Origin of the sequence: Flagellimonas aurea, assembly GCF_017313785.1 — a bacterium.
GTDB lineage: Bacteria > Bacteroidota > Bacteroidia > Flavobacteriales > Flavobacteriaceae > Flagellimonas > Flagellimonas aurea.
Map to the genome: position 1 here is coordinate 650,812 of NZ_JAFLNL010000001.1, position 18,547 is coordinate 669,358.

General features: G+C 44.9%; 13 protein-coding genes. 7 read left to right on the plus strand and 6 right to left on the minus strand.

The annotated features are described in order from the left end of the window. Positions 1-42: 42 nt before the first annotated feature. Complete coding sequence (locus J0656_RS02900) at positions 43-1,143, plus strand: lactonase family protein (protein WP_207031377.1); 1,101 nt, start codon at positions 43-45, stop codon at positions 1,141-1,143. Here the strand turns inward: J0656_RS02900 and J0656_RS02905 are convergent, their stop codons facing one another. The 6 genes from J0656_RS02905 to J0656_RS02930 all read right to left on the minus strand — a co-directional run bounded on the left by J0656_RS02905 (position 1,144) and on the right by J0656_RS02930 (position 7,547). Continuing rightward, positions 1,144-2,238 carry a TFIIB-type zinc ribbon-containing protein gene (locus J0656_RS02905; protein WP_207031379.1) on the minus strand — a complete coding sequence of 365 codons (1,095 nt, stop codon included), beginning with the start codon at positions 2,236-2,238 and terminating at the stop codon, positions 1,144-1,146. Between the two features lie 183 nt (positions 2,239-2,421). Beyond that, entirely contained in the window at positions 2,422-3,561 is a 1,140-nt protein-coding gene (locus J0656_RS02910) for an SPFH domain-containing protein (RefSeq protein WP_207031381.1), read from the minus strand. A 99-nt stretch (positions 3,562-3,660) separates the two neighbouring features. Next, complete coding sequence (locus J0656_RS02915; protein WP_237688822.1) at positions 3,661-4,737, minus strand: DmpA family aminopeptidase; 1,077 nt, start codon at positions 4,735-4,737, stop codon at positions 3,661-3,663. Positions 4,738-4,798: 61 nt separating this feature from the next. After that, positions 4,799-5,305, minus strand: a complete 507-nt coding sequence (locus J0656_RS02920; protein WP_207031383.1) for a DinB family protein — start codon at positions 5,303-5,305, stop codon at positions 4,799-4,801. A gap of 18 nt (positions 5,306-5,323) precedes the next feature. Further along, complete coding sequence (locus tag J0656_RS02925; protein ID WP_207031384.1) at positions 5,324-6,748, minus strand: Gfo/Idh/MocA family protein; 1,425 nt, start codon at positions 6,746-6,748, stop codon at positions 5,324-5,326. Positions 6,749-6,758: 10 nt separating this feature from the next. Next, positions 6,759-7,547, minus strand: a complete 789-nt coding sequence (locus J0656_RS02930; protein WP_207031385.1) for a 3-keto-disaccharide hydrolase — start codon at positions 7,545-7,547, stop codon at positions 6,759-6,761. Positions 7,548-7,654: 107 nt separating this feature from the next. Here J0656_RS02930 and J0656_RS02935 point away from each other — a divergent pair, with 107 nt between their 5' ends. From J0656_RS02935 to J0656_RS02960, 6 genes are all read left to right on the plus strand, one after another. Continuing rightward, entirely contained in the window at positions 7,655-10,789 is a 3,135-nt protein-coding gene (locus J0656_RS02935; protein WP_207031386.1) for a WD40/YVTN/BNR-like repeat-containing protein, read from the plus strand. A 77-nt stretch (positions 10,790-10,866) separates the two neighbouring features. Beyond that, positions 10,867-13,992: a VPS10 domain-containing protein gene (locus tag J0656_RS02940; protein ID WP_207031387.1), complete on the plus strand. Its 3,126-nt coding sequence runs from the start codon at positions 10,867-10,869 to the stop codon at positions 13,990-13,992. A gap of 18 nt (positions 13,993-14,010) precedes the next feature. After that, positions 14,011-14,556 carry a CopD family protein gene (locus J0656_RS02945; protein ID WP_207031388.1) on the plus strand — a complete coding sequence of 182 codons (546 nt, stop codon included), beginning with the start codon at positions 14,011-14,013 and terminating at the stop codon, positions 14,554-14,556. Between the two features lie 130 nt (positions 14,557-14,686). Next, the gene (locus tag J0656_RS02950) at positions 14,687-16,102 is read left to right on the plus strand and encodes a sensor histidine kinase (protein ID WP_207031549.1); all 1,416 of its coding nucleotides are present in this window, start codon (positions 14,687-14,689) and stop codon (positions 16,100-16,102) included. Between the two features lie 39 nt (positions 16,103-16,141). After that, positions 16,142-16,924 (plus strand): enoyl-CoA hydratase/isomerase family protein, encoded by a 783-nt coding sequence (locus tag J0656_RS02955; RefSeq protein WP_207031390.1) that lies wholly within the window; start codon positions 16,142-16,144, stop codon positions 16,922-16,924. Positions 16,925-16,948: 24 nt separating this feature from the next. Then, on the plus strand, positions 16,949-18,502 hold the full coding sequence (locus tag J0656_RS02960; protein ID WP_207031392.1) for a hypothetical protein: 1,554 nt from the start codon (positions 16,949-16,951) through the stop codon (positions 18,500-18,502). The last annotated feature ends 45 nt before the right edge of the window (positions 18,503-18,547 follow it).

Here is an 18,547-nt window from a genome sequence, read left to right on the forward strand (position 1 = left end):
TTGATCTAGAATGTTTAATTTGTATCGTTTAACTAAACATCCATGAAAAAATTTGTTCTTGCGGGCGCAGCTCTAATTTTAGCATTGGCCTGCTCCGAGAAACCTGAAGAAAAACCCATGTACACCTTATTTGTTGGAACCTATACCGATGGCGATAGTGAAGGAATCTATACCTATACTTTTGATACAAATACAGGGGAGCTTTCCAATCAAAAACTGGCAGCTAAATTGACAAACCCATCCTACTTGGCTATTTCAGAAGATAAAAGCAACCTCTATGCCGTGCAGGAAACCGATGATTTCGATAGCTTGGGCGGAGCAGTAACTGCCTTTCGTTTGAACAAGGATCTTCTGGAACTTCAAAATAGCATGGGAACCCAAGGAGCACATCCCTGTCATGTATCACTTTCTGGTGATGGACTTTTGGCCGCTGCCAATTATACGGGCGGTAATGTTTCCATTTTTTCTCTGAATGATGATGGTTCCTTGGCCGAAAATCCGCAGGTAATCGATCATAAACCTTTGGATTCCGTAAAAACTTCGCATGCTCACATGGCACAGTTCAATATCGATGGGCTTATGGTAACCGATTTGGGATTGGATGCTGTAAAAAGATACAGGAAAGAAGAGGGTAAGTTCGTCCCGGCCGAACAAAATTCAATACCATTTGAAGATGGGGCAGGGCCACGCCATTTTACCTTTGGTAATGATGGTCGATTACTTTACGTCATCAATGAACTGAACAGTACCATTTCAGTTTTTGAAAGGGTTGAGAACGCAAATTACCAAGAAGTTCAAGTGGTTCCAACCTTGGCTCCCGATTTTGATGGGGAAAGCTTTTGTGCCGACCTTCACCTATCACCCGATGGAAAGTTTTTGTACGGTTCCAACCGTGGGGAAAACACCATCGTAATTTTTGCTGTGGATCGTACTTCAGGAAAATTGGAATTGGTCGGAAGGGAATCGGTTCGCGGGGATTGGCCCCGAAACTTCTCCATGGACCCTACGGGAGAGTTCTTGTTGGTCGCCAACAAAAAGACCAGTAACATCGTGGTTTTCAAAAGAGATAAGGAAAACGGAACCCTGACTTTTTTGAATGAGACGGAACACCCTAGCCCTGTTTGTTTGGTGTTTTTGGATTGATTATTTCTTGGACAGAAAAACAATCACTCCGATAACCGCCAACACAGCCAGAACAGTAAAGAATATTTTCCAGAAACTATAAGGTCGTGTACCCGAAATTTGCCCGTTTTCCCCATTGATAAAAAAGTTGTACTCCTTGCCATTGTATCGGTAGGCGCTCACATAAACGGGCAATAAAATGTGTTTGAAAGTCTCTTCGGTCAATTTCATGTCCATACTGGTTACACGCTGGGTATCTCCACCAATATCGCGTCGGCACCAGGTATCAGCAATACCACGTGCCACTTCTTTGGAGTGAAGGTGTCCATCTTTTAATGGAATGGTATATTTTTCCGTGACAAATCCGGATAAAAAACCGCTGTTGAAGGGTTGAAGTTTTTTTAAGTCCCAAAAGGCGATCTTTCCAGGGATTCTTCCAGCCTTTTGGTGTGATGCCTTGATCAAGGTATCGTCCACAAAACCTGAAACTTCTCCAGCTGCTGGGTACCATCTGGTTTTCCTGACCCGTTGGGTCACCATTTTACCATTGGAGTTGCGAACCCTTTTGGTCTCGTAATAATATTCGCCCCGTTGGCCCGTGTAGGAAGCATACAGTTGTGCATCAAAAGTCCAATAGGGCAGATAAAGCCCTTTGGTAAATTGAGGGTCGAGAGACGCTTTTTTTAGGTTGTTCGGGGCAAACCACAAACGTTTTACCCAGTTCTTAAAAATTAGAAACGACTTTTTTTTATCAATTTGAAAGGGCAAGACCGCGCCCGGCAAAATCCACTTTTCTTTATAAGCGTCCTCTATAACCAAGGGCTGACCGCAATACACACAATGGAGCGATTTATAGTTTTCTTCCACATGCTGGTCGGCACCGCAATTTTTGCAGTGCATCATGGAAATTTCCTCGCTGTGCTTTTGTGCGCCCATTTCCTTTAGGAAAGGGTACAGCTCCAGTTCCTCGAACCCACTTTCATCCAAAGCAATGGTCTCCTGGTGCCCGCAATATTCGCAACTAATATTGGTGGTACCAGGCTTGTATTTAAGCTCCGCCCCGCAATTGGTGCAGGCTTTTTTGAGTTCGGTCTTTTGGATTTTTTGTTCTCCCATATCTTCATTCCCGTGAAGACGGGAATCTTGATGGTTTAAGAATCCCTGCTTTCACAGGAATGATAGTATAATTAATGTTCCGTTTGTCATTTCGAAGGAGTTTACGACCGAGAAATCTAAATGGCAACGCTGAGATTTCTCAATCGTTGCCGAGCAACTCATTTCGAAATGGCATTGAAATGATTATTCCGATGGTAATGGAGGTGGCGTATTGCCTCCCAAGAACGATTTCAATTCTTCCACTTCTTTCAAGGCCGTCCATGCCGACATGCCCTGTTTCCATACCAAACTATCACGATTGATGGTTCGCGAAGCGAACAAAGATTGCATTTGCTCAAAGGTTACTGGGCCATGCTGCGCCCCGTTGGATGCATAATAGTACATGGTCTGTGTTGGCATTGGTGGCGGCACGGCTCCTCCCGTAGGCTGTGCTGCTTGTTGCGGGGCTGCTTGCGTATTTCCGCCCATCATGCCGCCCATTTGTTGGGCCAAAACAAATCCCATTCCCATGCCCATTCCAGCACCTGCGGTCCCACCTTCGTTTTGGGCAGCGGCCTCGATTGCCTTCGCGGTTTTGAATTTGGTCAATTTGTCCAAATCAAGCTTATCAATACGGCTGTATTCGAAGATTTCCTTTTTGAGGTCTTCTGGCATGGATACGTTCTCGATGTAGAATTTCTCCAAGGAAATGCCTACACTTTCAAACTCGGGCGACATGACCTCGCGACACGTATCCGAAAGTTCGGTGGTATTGGCCGCATAAAGTTCAATGGGCAGATTGGCCTGTCCAACAGTATTGGTGAACCGTGTAGCAATTAAACTTTTTAAGTGCTCATTGATCTCAAAATTGGTAAAGTTGCTATCCGTACCAACGATATCTTTTATGAATTTTCCCGCATCGGAAATTTTAAAGGCATAGGTTCCGAAAGCCCGTATCTCTACAAGACCAAAACGGTCATCACTTAACGTAATCGGACTTTTGGTTCCCCATTTCTCGTCAGTGAACAAATGGGTGTTTACAAAATATACCTCAGCTTTAAAAGGCGAGTTGAACCCATATTTCCAACCTTTCAAGGTGGCCAAAATAGGCAAGTTTTTCGTAGTGAGGTCGTAGGTGCCTGGGCCAAATACATCGGCCAGCTGCCCTTCGTTGATGAAAACCGCGGTCTGCCCTTCGCGCACAATCAGTTTGGCGCCATTTTTTATTTCATTCTGATACCGCTCAAAACGGTGGGCAATGGTATCGTCCGTGTAGTCCAGCCACTCAACAATGTCAATGAACTCGTTGCTGAGTTTTTCCTTTATTTTTCCAAAAATATCCATGGTCGTGTTTTTAGTTTAATTGATGCTTAATTTATAAAAAAAGAAGATCGTTTCCGTTAGATTAGTATGAAATGACGTAGGATTGTTACAGTTGGCGAATCATCTGTCAAGTTTTCCTGCATCCTTCAACATTGCCAACACTTTTTCCTTTGGAAGTGCCTCAATTTTATGCCCATCTCTACCGATCATGGTCTCTCCTGCAAAAAGGGAATTCAAAATAGCTTCCTCGGTCGCTTCGATGGTGGCAAGGAACAGTGGGGTCATGGCCTCATTTCTCAAGGTCGGAACATTCTGAATCGGATTTTCACTCTCATAAGGAATTCGGCATGCCTCTGCCGTAGAAACGGCAATCACGTAATCACCGCTACCATTGCTTGCAATGCCGCCTGTGCGCGAAAGCCCCAACATGGCCCGTTTGGCCAAACGCTCCAAATTTCTGGAGTCCAACGGTGCATCGGTGAGTACGACCATCATACAGGAACCATCGGGGGAATATTTAAAACTATCGGAATAATGCCCCAGTTTTTTACCCACTTCCACTCCAGCTACTTGCAAAACACCTCCAAAATTGGTCTGTACCAATACGCCCACGGTATACCCTCCTGATTCCTTTGGCAATACCCTGGATGATGTTCCGATACCGCCTTTGAAACCAAAACAAATGGTTCCCGTTCCTGCTCCGACACTTCCTTCTGCCACAGGGCCCGTTGATGCATTTTCAATGGCTTTAAGCACATGCTCTTCTGTGATGTGACGGCCTCGAATATCATTGAGGTAGCCATCGTTGGTTTCGCCGACCACGGCATTTACGGAACGGACATTTTGGTTTTCAGGTTGATTGAGCGTATAACCGATGACGGCATTTACAGCCGTGGGAACACTCAAGGTATTGGTCAATATGATGGGTGTTTCCAGATTGCCCAGCTCTTTTACTTGGGTATATCCTGCCAACTTGCCAAACCCATTGCCCACGTAGATGGCAGCAGGCACTTTTTCCTGAAAGATATTTCCTGAGTGGGGTAGAATTGCGGTGACGCCCGTTCGAATATCATCTCCTTGGTTTAAGGTAAATTGACCCACTTTTACCCCTGGAACATCGGTGATGGCATTTAAAGTCCCTGGACGCAACACGCCTACTTCAACACCATGATCTCTAAGTCTGCTTTGTGCTAGCATCAATACTGGCAATATGAAAAATAAAAAACAAAAACGCTGGTGTAGTCCATTCATAACTGACTTATTGATTTTTCAATGCGCTAACCGTCACCAACAATTGTCCCACATGGCGTTGACTGTGCTCGGCGGCATGGAACAGCAATCCAGTAACCGTTGATGGCAATTTTTTACGCCCCACAAAACGTTCTTCGGTTAGTATGGACTCGGATGTGTTTTTAAAATATTCCAAGGCTTTATTGACCTTTGCTTCAAAACTGTTGATCAACTCTTGAGACGATGTCGCATGATTTCCATTACCTTCATTCTTTAAAAAATCAAATTGTTCCTCGGTCAACGTGTTACTGTCTGCATAGGTGAGCATGCGGTCCAAAACCCCAGTAATGTGACGTAAATGAAACCCGACCGAAGCGCGACCAAAAGGATTTTCCCAAAGCTTTTCTTCTGGAAAATCCTCCAAATACGCTTTTACCTCCCGTACCGATTGCAACAAGGCATGGGCCGCAGGTTGCAATAATACAGGAACATCAGGTATAGGACCACTCAACCAATATTCTTGGGTCGTTGGCATTATCTGTTCATTGTCTTTTTAAAAATCTCTGTAGTCTCCGGACAGATATTTGTTTGCCTTTTCTTCTTGGAACTGTGCCGTTTCGGCGTCCCAGTGCAAGGTTTCCCCTGGGAATCGTCCTGCAATGGTCCCCAAGAGAATGGTCTCGGTCAATCTGGCGGCATAATCAAATGGCGCTGTTGTTTCTCCCTTGCCCAAACAGGCATCCACGAATTGGTGGTAGTGCTTGGGCCCTTCGGTGCCATAATTTCTTATTGGCTCGCCCAGATTATGCTCTTCGGATACCTTGGCTATTTCTTTGGAGATATCCACATATTTGCCACGAACGATCTTTTTGGGCAATTGCATAAAGTGGGGCAACAATAAACGTCCTTTGGTTCCGACGAACATGGCTCCTTGTTCTGGCAGTTCGTTCTCGCCCGCAACACCAGCATCCAATGAAATGCTGTTTTCATCACTCTTACCGGAGGTATCTTTGTCCTTTTTCATTTCCATGCCCGGCAACAAAAGGTCTTCGTGCATCTCGGGGGCCCCTGGGCCATCATACCAAACCCATTTCAGGGATTTTCCGGTGTATTCGGTTCCTGGAAACTCGTAGGTTACGGTATTCTTTTCCGGAAAACCGAATCCGTTGGTCGGTCTACATTCCGTTTTAATGGTTCTGGGCACATCCAGATTAAGGGCATTGTACGGCGTGTCAAAAATATGAACCCCCATATCGCCCAAGGTACCGCAACCGTAGTCCATTAACTTTCTCCAGTTGCCCGGGTGGTACATATCATCTTTATAGGGACGTTGTTTTGATGTTCCCAACCAAAGGTTCCAATCCAACTGGTCCGGAACGGGGTCTTCACCCTCTGGTAATGGGCCATCATAACCCCAGTTTTTAGGGGACCATGCGTGTACGGTATGTACTTTACCAATAATGCCGGACTGTATCAAAAGCGTGGCCAGTTTATAGTCGTAAAAGGAGTGCACCTGTATGCCCATTTGAGTGACCAGTCCTTTCTCGGCGGCCACCTTTTTCATTTCCCTGGATTCGGAAACGTAGTGGGTCAACGGTTTTTGACAGTACACGGGCTTGTCCATGTTCATGGCCATCAATGAAGCAGGTGCGTGGGTGTGGTCGGGTGTTGATACGATAACGGCATCGATTTCGTCCCCCATTTCTTCCAACATGGCACGGTAATCAAAAAAGATACGTGCCCCAGGGTGCATTTTGTGCGCTGCTGATAGATTTAAGGCATCCACATCGCATAGTGCTATCACTTCAACAGCACTATGGGAAGAGACCGCTTTTAAATCCTCCATTCCCATGTTACCGACCCCAATATGGGCGGTGCGAAGTTTGTCTTTTGGGAATCCTGCCTTTAAAATTGAAGGTGCCAGCATAATACCGAGCGCCCCAACACTACTTTTTTTTAAAAATTCTCTTTTGTTCATGGTCTGGAGGTTATAGTTTTTTAATTTTTATGTTTCTGAACCAAATTGGACTTGAATGGTCCTGCAGGGCAATGTACCCAGTTTTGTATTTTCCATAATCAGGGGCGTTGTCCCATTTTCCCGATGCTTTTTTGGCGTTCCATTCTTGTGACCAAGGGACAAATTCCAATAGTTTTTTGCCATTGAGCCAGTGTTCCACCTTTTCGGGGGTGAACACAATTTTGGAGGAGTTCCATTCGCCCACGGGATTCAACTGCTTTTGTGATTCATCAGCGGTGTGCATGGCATAGTCGGCGCCCGTTTTTTGCCAATCCTGCAGGAGTTCGGGATGCTCTGCGCCAAACTGTGAGTTGTAACCGGTCAAGTCGTGTATATTGGCATAGTTTTCATCATCTATAATTTGATATTCCGGTGCAACCACGGGAGGGCCATCATACCCTTCTTTCACATGATAAAAAATTCCGCTATTGGCTCCCTCAGGTATTCTCCACTCAAGATATAGTTCAAAATTATCGAACTCCTCGGCACCATAAACAATATCCTTTCCGCCGGTATAGTCCTGCTCCAGTCCCAGTTCGGTATCAAAAGTGAGGATACTGTCCCGTATGGTCCATCCCGGGGGCAGGGAGTCCATCCCATAACCACGCCAGCCTTCCAGACTGGAGCCATCAAAAAGATATTTCCATTCGGATGCTTCCTTTTCGGGCTCTGGGATTGCTGTTTCTTCCTTTTTGTTGGTTTGATTTTTGCAGGCGGTTATCGCCAGAATCAAAATGGCGACCTTTAAAAATTTAAGCATTGTTTAGTTTTAGGTTTAAATAAGCTGGGTTAAAGTACAAAATATTGAACAACTTTTTTTGTGTCTTTTTCACTACATTTAAAGCCGACTAACTCAACACTTTAAAAATGAAGACTTGCTTTTTCAAAATTGGTATGCTTTTGCTTGCCACAACATTAGTTATTTCCCCTGCTCATTCCCAGCGTAGGAACAAGAAACAAAGTTCACTCGAATATCCTCAAGAACTTTACTCCAGTTTGGAATACCGATTGATCGGCCCATTTCGTGGAGGACGCTCTGGCACAGTTGCCGGTGTGCCAGGAGAACCTAACCTATATTATTTTGGCGCCACAGGAGGCGGAGTTTGGAGAACCAAAGATGGAGGCCGTACTTGGGAAAATATTTCCGACGGTTATTTTGGAGGAAGTATCGGTGCCGTTGAGGTAGCGCAAAGCGACCATAATGTAATTTATGTTGGTGGAGGCGAGCAGACCGTTCGCGGTAATGTTTCCTCAGGTTACGGTGTTTGGAAGACCGAGGATGCCGGGAAAACTTGGAAATCTTTGGGATTGGACAAAAGCCGTCATATTTCCCGAATGAGAATTCATCCCCAAGACCACAACATCGTGTACGCTGCCGTGATGGGCAATCTATACAAACCTACGGAAGAGCGCGGTGTTTACAAGAGTACCGATGGTGGAGAGACTTGGAAAAAAGTGCTTTATGCCAATGATATGGCAGGAGCTGTTGATCTTACTTTTGACCCCAACAACCCAAGAATTTTATATGCATCTACTTGGAGAATTGAACGTACACCCTACAGCTTGAATAGTGGAGGGGAAGGTTCCGCACTTTGGAAAAGTACGGATAGTGGTGAAACGTGGACCGAAATTTCCAATAACGAAGGCTTTGCAACCGATACTTTAGGAATTATCGGGGTGGCCGTTTCGCCTCAAAACAGCAACAGGGTTTGGGCAATGGTAGAGAACAAGGAAAAAGGAGGGCTCTACCGTTCGGAAGATGCAGGTAAAACTTGGTCCTTGGTCAATAGTGATAGAAGTTTAAGACAGCGTGCTTGGTACTATACCAGGGTTTATGCGGATACCAATGATGAGGATGTAGTATATGTGCTCAATGTAAGCTATCATAAAAGTACCGACGGAGGAAAAACCTTTGAATCTAACAATGCTCCCCACGGTGACCATCATGATTTATGGATAGCTCCGGAAGATTCCGACCGTATGATTATGGCAGATGACGGGGGTGCCCAAGTGAGTTACGATGGTGGAGAAACATGGAGTACCTATCACAACCAACCTACGGCACAATTTTATAGGGTCACTACGGACAATGCCTTTCCATACCGTATTTATGTGGCGCAACAGGACAACTCTACCCTTAGAATCAACTACAGGAGTGATGATGGTTCCATAGGTGAGGATGACTGGGAGGAAACAGCTGGTGGTGAATCCGCCCATATTGCAGTGGATCCCGAGAATAACGACATTGTTTATGGTGGTAGTTACGGTGGCTTGTTGACCCGTGTCAATCATGGGAAGAATACGGCAAGGGCCGTCAACGTATGGCCAGATAACCCCATGGGCCATGGTGCCGAGGGAATGAAGTACCGTTTTCAGTGGAACTTCCCCATCATGTTCAGTAAGCACGATCCTAATAAACTCTATACCTTCTCCAACTATGTGCATATGACCACTAACGAAGGCCAAAGTTGGGAACTCTTGAGTGGTGACCTCACTAGGAACGACCCCACAAAATTGGTGTCCAGTGGCGGACCCATTACACAGGATAATACGAGTGTGGAATATTATTGTACCATTTTCGCGGCCAACGAAAGCCCCTTAAAAGAAGGATTGCTTTGGGTGGGTAGTGATGATGGACTTATCCATGTGACCAAGGATGGAGGCCAAACATGGGAAAACGTGACTCCTCCGAGTATGCCAGAATGGAACATGATCAATAGTATCGAGCCTTCCGCTTTTGATGAAGGTACTTGCTACGTCGCCGCAACGCGGTATAAGCTGGGCGATTTTGCTCCGTACCTTTACAAGACCACCGATTATGGTAAAACTTGGACCAAAATCACCAACGGAATAGAGGACGAGCACTTTACCCGTGTGGTCCGCGAGGACCCGAAAAGAAAAGGCTTGTTGTATGCAGGAACCGAAACGGGAATGTACATCTCTTTCAACGATGGTGCCAATTGGGAAAAATTCCAGTTGAACTTGCCCATAGTGCCCATCACCGATTTGGCCATTAAGGACAACAATTTGATCGTAGCGACCCAAGGTAGAAGTGTTTGGGTAATAGATGACCTTACCGTGCTTCATCAATTGGATGATGTGAAAAAATCGGCCGATGCCATTTTGTACAAACCAAGGGACAGCTATAGAACCAAAGGAAGAGCTTCAAGTAGACCATCAAAAACAGAAGGGGAAAACCTTCCCAATGGTGTAATCACCCATTTTTATTTAAAGGATTTCTCGGAAAAGGACAGTATTGCCCTGACCTACTCCAAAATGAATGGCGATACGTTGGAAACCTACAGTACTTACGCCAAGGAAAAGAACAAAAAACTGGAAGCCAAAAAAGGTGGAAACACCTATGTGTGGGATACCCGTGGCAAAGGTGCTGAAAGATTGGACGGCATGATCCTGTGGTGGGCCAACTTAAATGGACCGAAAGCAGTGCCTGGAACATACAAGGTCACGCTGAACGTAAACGGTGAGACCCAGACCGAAAACTTTACCATTCTTCCCGATCCAAGGGCAGAGGTCACCGCGGCCGATATGCAGAAACAGTACGATTTCATCACCGAGGTGAACGAGACTGTGGACAGGGCGCACCAATCCATTAAAAAGATCAGGACGATCAACGGCAAACTGGACGACTTCATCAAAAAGTATAAAGATGATGAAGCTACGAAGGCCTTGGTAGAGAAAGCCAAAAAGATGAAGGAAGAATTCGGGTCCATTGAGAAGGAGCTCTATCAGACCAAGAACAGAAGTAACCAAGACCCATTGAACTTCCCTATCAAATTGACCAACAAATTGGCGCATTTGAACAGCTTGGTTTCGATTGACGATTTCCCTCCAACAGAGCAGGACATTGCCGTAAAAAATGAAATTGGTGGTCAAATCAAAGAACAATTGGAAGCCTTTGATGCTTTGGTCGACAAGGAGATTTCAGCCTTCAACGAAGAATTCAATCAACTCAAATTAGATTATTTGAGTATCGAGGAATAATAATACGGCCCCTATGTTTTTGCATGGGGGCTTTTAGATTGTACACCACCTACCAATAATACAAATCAACCATCACCATGAAAAGAGGATTTCTTTTTTTGCTGAGTGCAGCTTTTGGAACGCTCACTTTTGCACAGACCGCCAACGATTATTTGGAACCCATGAAATTCAGGAACATTGGTCCTTTTAGGGGCGGACGTTCCGTAACAGGTAGTGGCGTAGTGGGAGACCCTTTGACCTATTACATGGGTACGACGGGAGGTGGCCTTTGGAAGACCACCAATGCTGGAGGCCTTTGGGAAAACATTTCGGACGGTTTTTTTGAAATGGGCTCTGTGGGTGCGGTTGCCGTATCACAATCCAGTCCCAATATTGTGTACTGTGGCATGGGCGAGCATGCCCCGAGGGGAGTAATGACCTCTTATGGAGATGGCATGTACAGATCCAACGATGCAGGAAAAACATGGATCAAGTTGGGCCTTGAAAAGACACAGCATATTTCGCGGATCATTATCCACCCGACCAATCCTGATATTGTCTACGTAGCTGCTCAAGGGGCACTGTACGCCCCAAATGAAGAACGAGGGGTATACCGTTCCATGGATGCTGGAAAAACGTGGGAGAAGATTCTTTATGTAGACCAAGGTACGGGAGCAGCCGAACTTTCTATGGATGCCAATAATCCATTAGTGTTGTACGCGGCCATGTGGGAGCATCAGCGGAAACCAAATAAAGTAATCAGTGGCGGTCCTGGAAGCGGATTGTACAAAAGTACCGATGGCGGTAACACTTGGAAAGAAATGACCAAAGGACTGCCCGAAGAAAAAGGGAAAATGGCCATCGCAGTGAGCGCCGCCAATTCCAATAAGGTGTACGCATTGGTAGAAAGTGATTCCAATCAAGATAAAGGCGGCTTGTTCGTTTCCAATGATGCAGGGGATAGCTGGTACATGGTAAGTGGCGACAACCGTTTGGTGCAGCGTGCGTGGTATTATATCGAAGTATTTGCCGACCCCAATGATGAAAATACCGTGTATGTACTAAGTGCTTCCATGTTCCGCTCCGAAGATGGTGGTAAAACATGGGAAACCATTTCCGTTCCGCATGGCGATACCCACGACTTGTGGATCAATCCAAACAATTCCAAAAACATTCTTTTGGCAGATGATGGCGGAGCAACCATTTCGTTTGATTATGGAGAGAATTGGACGCTTCAGGACAATATGCCTACCGCCCAGTTTTACCGTATCAATACGGACAATATGTTTCCCTATAACATTTACGGTGGACAGCAGGACAACACCTCGGTAAAGATTGCAAGTCTTTCCGTGGGCCGATGGAGTATCAACCAAGAAGATTGGCATTATTCGGCAGGGGGCGAGAGCGCATTTTTGGGCTTTGACCCCGATGATCCACGCTACGTTATGGGTGGAAGTTATTTGGGAACCATCGAACTGTTGGATATGGAATCCAAAATGTCCAGCAACGTGATGGCGGCACCCATTCAATACTTGGGACGCGATGCCCGCGATATGAAATATCTCTACAATTGGAATGCACCCATTATTTGGTCCAAGCATGAACCTGGAACATTTTATCATGGGGCACAACTGGTACTCAGAACCAGAGACAATGGAGTTACATGGGAGGAAATATCCCCTGACCTCACCAGAGATCAAGACGAACTGCAAGGAAAAGGCGGTGGTCCCTATACCAACGAAGCGGTTGGAGCCGAGAACTACGGTACCTTGGCCTACCTGATTGAATCACCGCATGAAGCGGGCGTTTTGATTACGGGAAGTGATGACGGTTTGGTACACATCACTAAAAATGGAGGGGAATCATGGGAAGAGATTACCCCGAAGGGCTTAAAGGAGTGTTTGGTGAACGCCATTGAAGTATCGCCTCATGACCCAGGCACTATCTACATTGCCACCACCCGATACAAATTCAACGACTATACACCTGGATTGTACAAAAGTACCGACTATGGAAAAAGTTGGACCCATATCAGCGAAGGAATCCCTTACGGAGCCTTTACCCGGGTGGTTCGTGAAGACCAGGAACAGAAAGGATTGTTATATGCAGGTACCGAGAAGGGTCTTTATGTATCGTGGAACGATGGCAAAACATGGGAAGCCCTGCAATTGAATTTGCCCAAGACACCCATCACCGATTTAAAAGTACATGAGGGTGACTTGATCGTGGCAACATCGGGAAGGAGTTTTTGGATTTTGGACAACATCACCCTGCTTTCCCAATACAAGGGAAATACAGGGGAGTTGAAAATGTATAAGCCAGAAGAAGCCATTCATGGGTACTGGGGAAGTCCGCTCAGCAGTAATTCCAAAAGTGTGACAGGCACCAATCCATATGAAGGGGTTAACCCGGCCAATGGTATGGTGATGTATTACAATCTTCCAAAGGAAATGGATTCGACCGAAGTGACCATGGAAATTCTGGACCGGTCGGGTAAATTGGTCCGTAGCTTTACCTCCAAGAAAGATGATAGTTATATTCCGCACAACGGAGGGGGTGCCCCGCCCAAACCAGTTCTGGGGACGGATAAGGGACTGAACCGTTTTGTTTGGGATTTAAAGACTCCCATCGTTCCAGGCGTTCCAGGCGTCTATATCGAGGCCGATTTTTCAGGACATAAAGTGCCGCCGGGCACATACACTATTAATTTAAAAGCAGGAGATAAAATGGTTTCCACAGTAGGCGATATTGTCCCTACGCCGAACACCAACATGACCGAGGAGCGTTTTGAAGAGTATCATACCATAATGACGGATTTTGAGAATAAGTTGACGGATATGCACAACAAAGTGAACAAGTTGAAAGAAGTGCAAGGTCAGTTGGAGGCCCTTTTGAAGGATTTGGACAATGAGGAGCTTAAAAAGGAAGGCCAAGCACTGCTGGATAAATTAAAGGAATGGGATGGCGAAATGGTACAGCGTAAATCACAAGCATATGATGATGTGGAGAACTTTCCCAATAAGTATACCGCTGAATATTTATTTGTAATGAACCATAGCAATAGCGCTTTGCCACATATCAATCAACCATCAAAGGATAGAAAAGCAGAGTTGGATGCACAATGGGTGGGATTAAAACGGCGTGCAGAAGCACTGATGAATTCAGAAATACCTAATTTTAACGCCAAACTTTGGGAGAATGGCATCGGCGCCATTCGAATGTAACATCTAAAAACAGGTCAATTGCTCTATCCCTATATAAAATCGTTGCACCTCATATTTGTGGTGACCTGGTTCGCGGGTCTGTTCTACATTCCCAGACTCTTTATTTATCATATTGAGGCTTGGCAAAAACCATCGCCCGACAAGGAAATATTGTCGGAGCAACTCAAGTTGATGACAAAGCGGCTTTGGTACATCATCACTTGGCCATCGGCAATTTTATGCACGCTTACGGCCATTTGGTTGTTGATTTTAATGCCAGCATGGTTGCAACAACCTTGGATGCACGTAAAATTGGCGTTTGTGCTCCTGCTTTTTGTATATCATTTTAAATGCCATCAAATTTTTAAGCAGTTGCAGCGCGATGAGGTCAAATACACCTCAAAATTTATGCGGATATGGAACGAGGTGGCAACCATTATTCTTTTTGCCGTGGTCTTTTTGGTGGTACTAAAAAGTGCCTTCAATTGGATTTATGGGATAGTGGGCATGTTTGTACTTATGATTCTGTTGATGCTTGGCATTCGATGGTACAAAAAGGTAAGGGACCGTAATCCCAATGCATAGCAAATCCAACGGATTTGAACTTGGCTCCTGAATTTGCGCTTTGTTTGGCTCGATAATTGCTTAAATTTAATACCAAAATCAAGCGGGCTTGCTAAAAAAACTTTCCTTACGGTCAAGAATATTTATTTCCATGATCACCTTGGTGGTGCTGGCCTCCGTTCTTATTGCAGGGGTCACCGTTTATCAATATAAGGAGCAGGGAAACGATTATCACCAAGAAAGGTTGGAGCGAAAAGAAGAGCAGCTCATCAAGAGTATCAATTATACGCTAAAGGAAACCACTTATCCTGTTACCACCGAAAATTTGCACTTGATTTTTAGCGAGGAGATCTATGAAATCGCGAACATTCAGAATGTGAATTTTAACATTTATGATCTTGAGGGCAATTTGATCAAAAATTCAAGGCCCAGTTTTGATTCGAATACCATTGCCACTTGTTTGGACGCCGAAGTGCTCAATTTTTTAAGGGAAAGTGGCGAAACACGATTTGTTGAAGCACAAAGGGCGGCAGGCGATAATTACCAGGCAATCTATACGTATATCTACGACCTTAAGTTCAAGCCCATTGGAATCTTGAACCTTCCGTATTTTGAGGACAATACCTTCAATAATATGGAGTTGAAGGAATTTCTTTTCAGGTTGGGGATGGTATATCTGCTCATGTTGGTCATTGCCATCATTCTGGCATATTTCATTTCAAAATACATTACGAGGTCCCTACAGACCATTTCGGACAAGATCAACCGGACCAACTTGACCCGTCAAAACGAAAAAATCTATTTGGAAAGCCCAGGTGAAGAAATAGGCAAATTGGTGGACTCCTATAACCGAATGATCGATGAGCTCGAGGAGAGCGCGGTGAAATTGGCACGTAGCGAACGTGAACAGGCTTGGCGCGAGATGGCCAAGCAAGTGGCGCACGAAATCAAAAACCCATTGACCCCCTTGCGTCTTACCGTACAGAGTTTTGAACGTAAATTCGACCCCAACGATCCAGAAATACAGAAAAAGGTAAAGGAGTTCTCGAAGACCTTGATTCAGCAAATCGATACCATGAGCAACATTGCCACGGCTTTTTCCAGCTTTGCGGACATGCCCGCCCAGCAAAACGAGACCTTGAATGTGGTTAAGGTGGTAAAATTGGCATTGGAGATCTTCAATGAGGATTACATTCACTTCATCACAGACGAAGAGGAGGTGGTTGCTAAACTGGACCGTACCCAATTGATACGGGTGATAACCAATTTGGTCAAAAATGCCATTCAGGCCATTCCCGAGGTGGAATCTCCACGGATTTTGGTTACTGTGGCAACGGTGGGCGATCGGGTAAAGATTTCTGTTGCCGATAACGGGCTGGGCATTCCAGATGAGAACAAGCACAGGATTTTTGAGCCCAAGTTTACTACCAAGTCCAGTGGAACTGGCTTAGGGTTGGGCATGGTAAAGAACATTGTGGAAAACTATGGAGGAACCATTACCTTTACTTCAAAAGTTGGAAAAGGCACCGTATTTACCATAGATTTTCCAAAGGAACAGAAGAAATAACGGCAAAACGTATAATTGCCGCCCCAAATAGCAATCGATATGGATTACGAAAACATTTACATTGAAGAGGAGAACAATTTGGCCACCATTACCATAAATAGGCCCAAAAAGCTCAATGCACTCAACAAAAGGACCATAGAAGAGCTACATGTGGCTTTCAAGGAATTGGATGAGGACCCGGAAATCAAGGTGATCATAATTACCGGAAGTGGCGACAAGGCATTTGTGGCGGGCGCAGATATTTCAGAGTTCGCAGATTTTTCGGTAAAGGAGGGACGACAATTGGCGGCAACTGGACAACGGACCCTTTTCGATTTCGTTGAAAACCTGTCCACCCCCGTTATCGCTGCAATCAATGGATTTGCATTGGGCGGCGGACTGGAACTGGCCATGGCGTGCCACTTTAGGGTGGCCAGCAGCAATGCCAGAATGGGACTTCCCGAAGTATCTTTGGGTGTAATCCCCGGATATGGCGGCACACAGCGCTTACCACAGTTGGTAGGTAAGGGCCGGGCCATGGAAATGATCATGACGGCCGGGATGATAGATTCCGATAAGGCCTTTGGCTATGGACTGGTAAACCACGTGGTGGCCAGCGAGGAACTTCTGCCTTTTTGCATCAAGATAGCGAGCAGGATATCGAATAATTCTTCTATGGCCATAAAACATGCAATAAAAGCGGTAAATGCAGGTTTTAGGTATGACGCTGATGGCTATTCGGCGGAAATTGATGCTTTTGGAACTTGCTTTGGAACCGATGATTTTAAAGAAGGGACCTCTGCATTTTTGGAAAAACGCAAAGCCGATTTCCCTGGATCATGACCATTGGCCTAACGAAGCCTAATCATGAAAAAACAGTTACTCCTATTAATCAGTTTTGTGCTGACCGGTATGGCCGTCACCGCACAAAAAATGCCCGTTTCTTACGATTTTGGTGAAAAATACAGGGACCGTTACCGGTATTCCAATCTAGTGGCCATGGACGAGGACGATTCCGGGGGCTACATTTTGGTGCGCGCCTATTATCAAGGACTTATTCTTAAGCCAAAAGGATATCTCATCGAAAAATACAATAGCGATCTAAAGCTCGTGGAAGAGTACAATTATAAGCTCAAGGACCTTGATTTTGTAGATGGATTCCTTAAAAACGGCCAGTTGAACCTTTTGTTTCTAAACTATAACTCAAACAGAGGTGAATACGAATATTGGGTGCACAGTAGCCCGATTATCGATTTCAATTTTCAAGAGAAAAAGTTGCTCTCCATCGCTTCGGAAAAAGTGGATGATCCGGTCGGGAAGAATTATTATAACCGTGATTTCTCGCGCGGATTTACCACGGCCATCCTTTTTAATGAGGAAAAAACAGGTTTTGTGATCAGTACGCATCACAAAAGGGGCAAAAGCAACAAACATATGATCTATATGTACGATACGGCGCTCAATAAAAAGTTCGAGTTCGATTTTTCGGATGAAATAGAGGAAAAGAACTATGCTTTTGAGAACGTTGCATTTTCAAAGGATCTTCAAACTGCTTACATAGTAGGCAAGGCTTACTTTAAAAAACGAAGGTTTAGGGTCGATGAGAGAAAGTTTCAATATGAACTGATAAAAGTGTCCCAAAGTGAGAGCAGGACACAGTCGTTTGTAGACCCCGGAAAATACCCCGAAGCATTATACCCCGTTTTGATGGGAAACAAACTGGTCTGTACGGGCTTTTATGCCGATAGAAAGGACAACAGGTATAATGGGATCGTTTATTTTGATGTAAATCCGAACACTTTGGACATTCGTTCTCAGAAATACAACCCTTTTTCACAGCAATTTATGGACGATAAGTTCGGTAGGGAAGAGGATAAGGACATTAAAAATCTTGTTTTTAAAAATGTGGAGGTAAATGACAAGAACGAAATGTTCTTCAATGCAGAAGAATACTTCGTAACCTCGGGCTTGGAAACCACTGGTGCAGGGCAACGAGTAAAAATTGAACGGTACCACCATAACGATATCGTCAGTGTCAAACTCGACCCCTATGGAAATATGGAGTGGGCGAGGAACATCAACAAAACAGAAGTGACCCAAGGAGATGGTGCTTATGCTTCCTACAGTTCGTATTGTAAGGACGGCAATACCTACTTCTTTATCTGTACTGCGGCAGAAAACCCCCAATTGATCAACAACGAGCGTTTGATCTTTAAACAGGGCTTTAGCCGTAACAGGAATGTCTTTATGATCTCTTTGGACAAAAATGGGGTCATGGACTATGAAAAAATCATTGATCAGCAAGAAGCGAGGTTACCACTTATGGTTTCCAAACCCTTAAAGGATGAGACAGAGGATAAAATGTTGTTCTATGCCAAAAGAGGAGGCAGAAAGCAACTCGTAAAAGTTGACTTTAAATAGTTGAGCAATACATAGTTTGATAGTAATGGCCTCCAATGGAGGCTT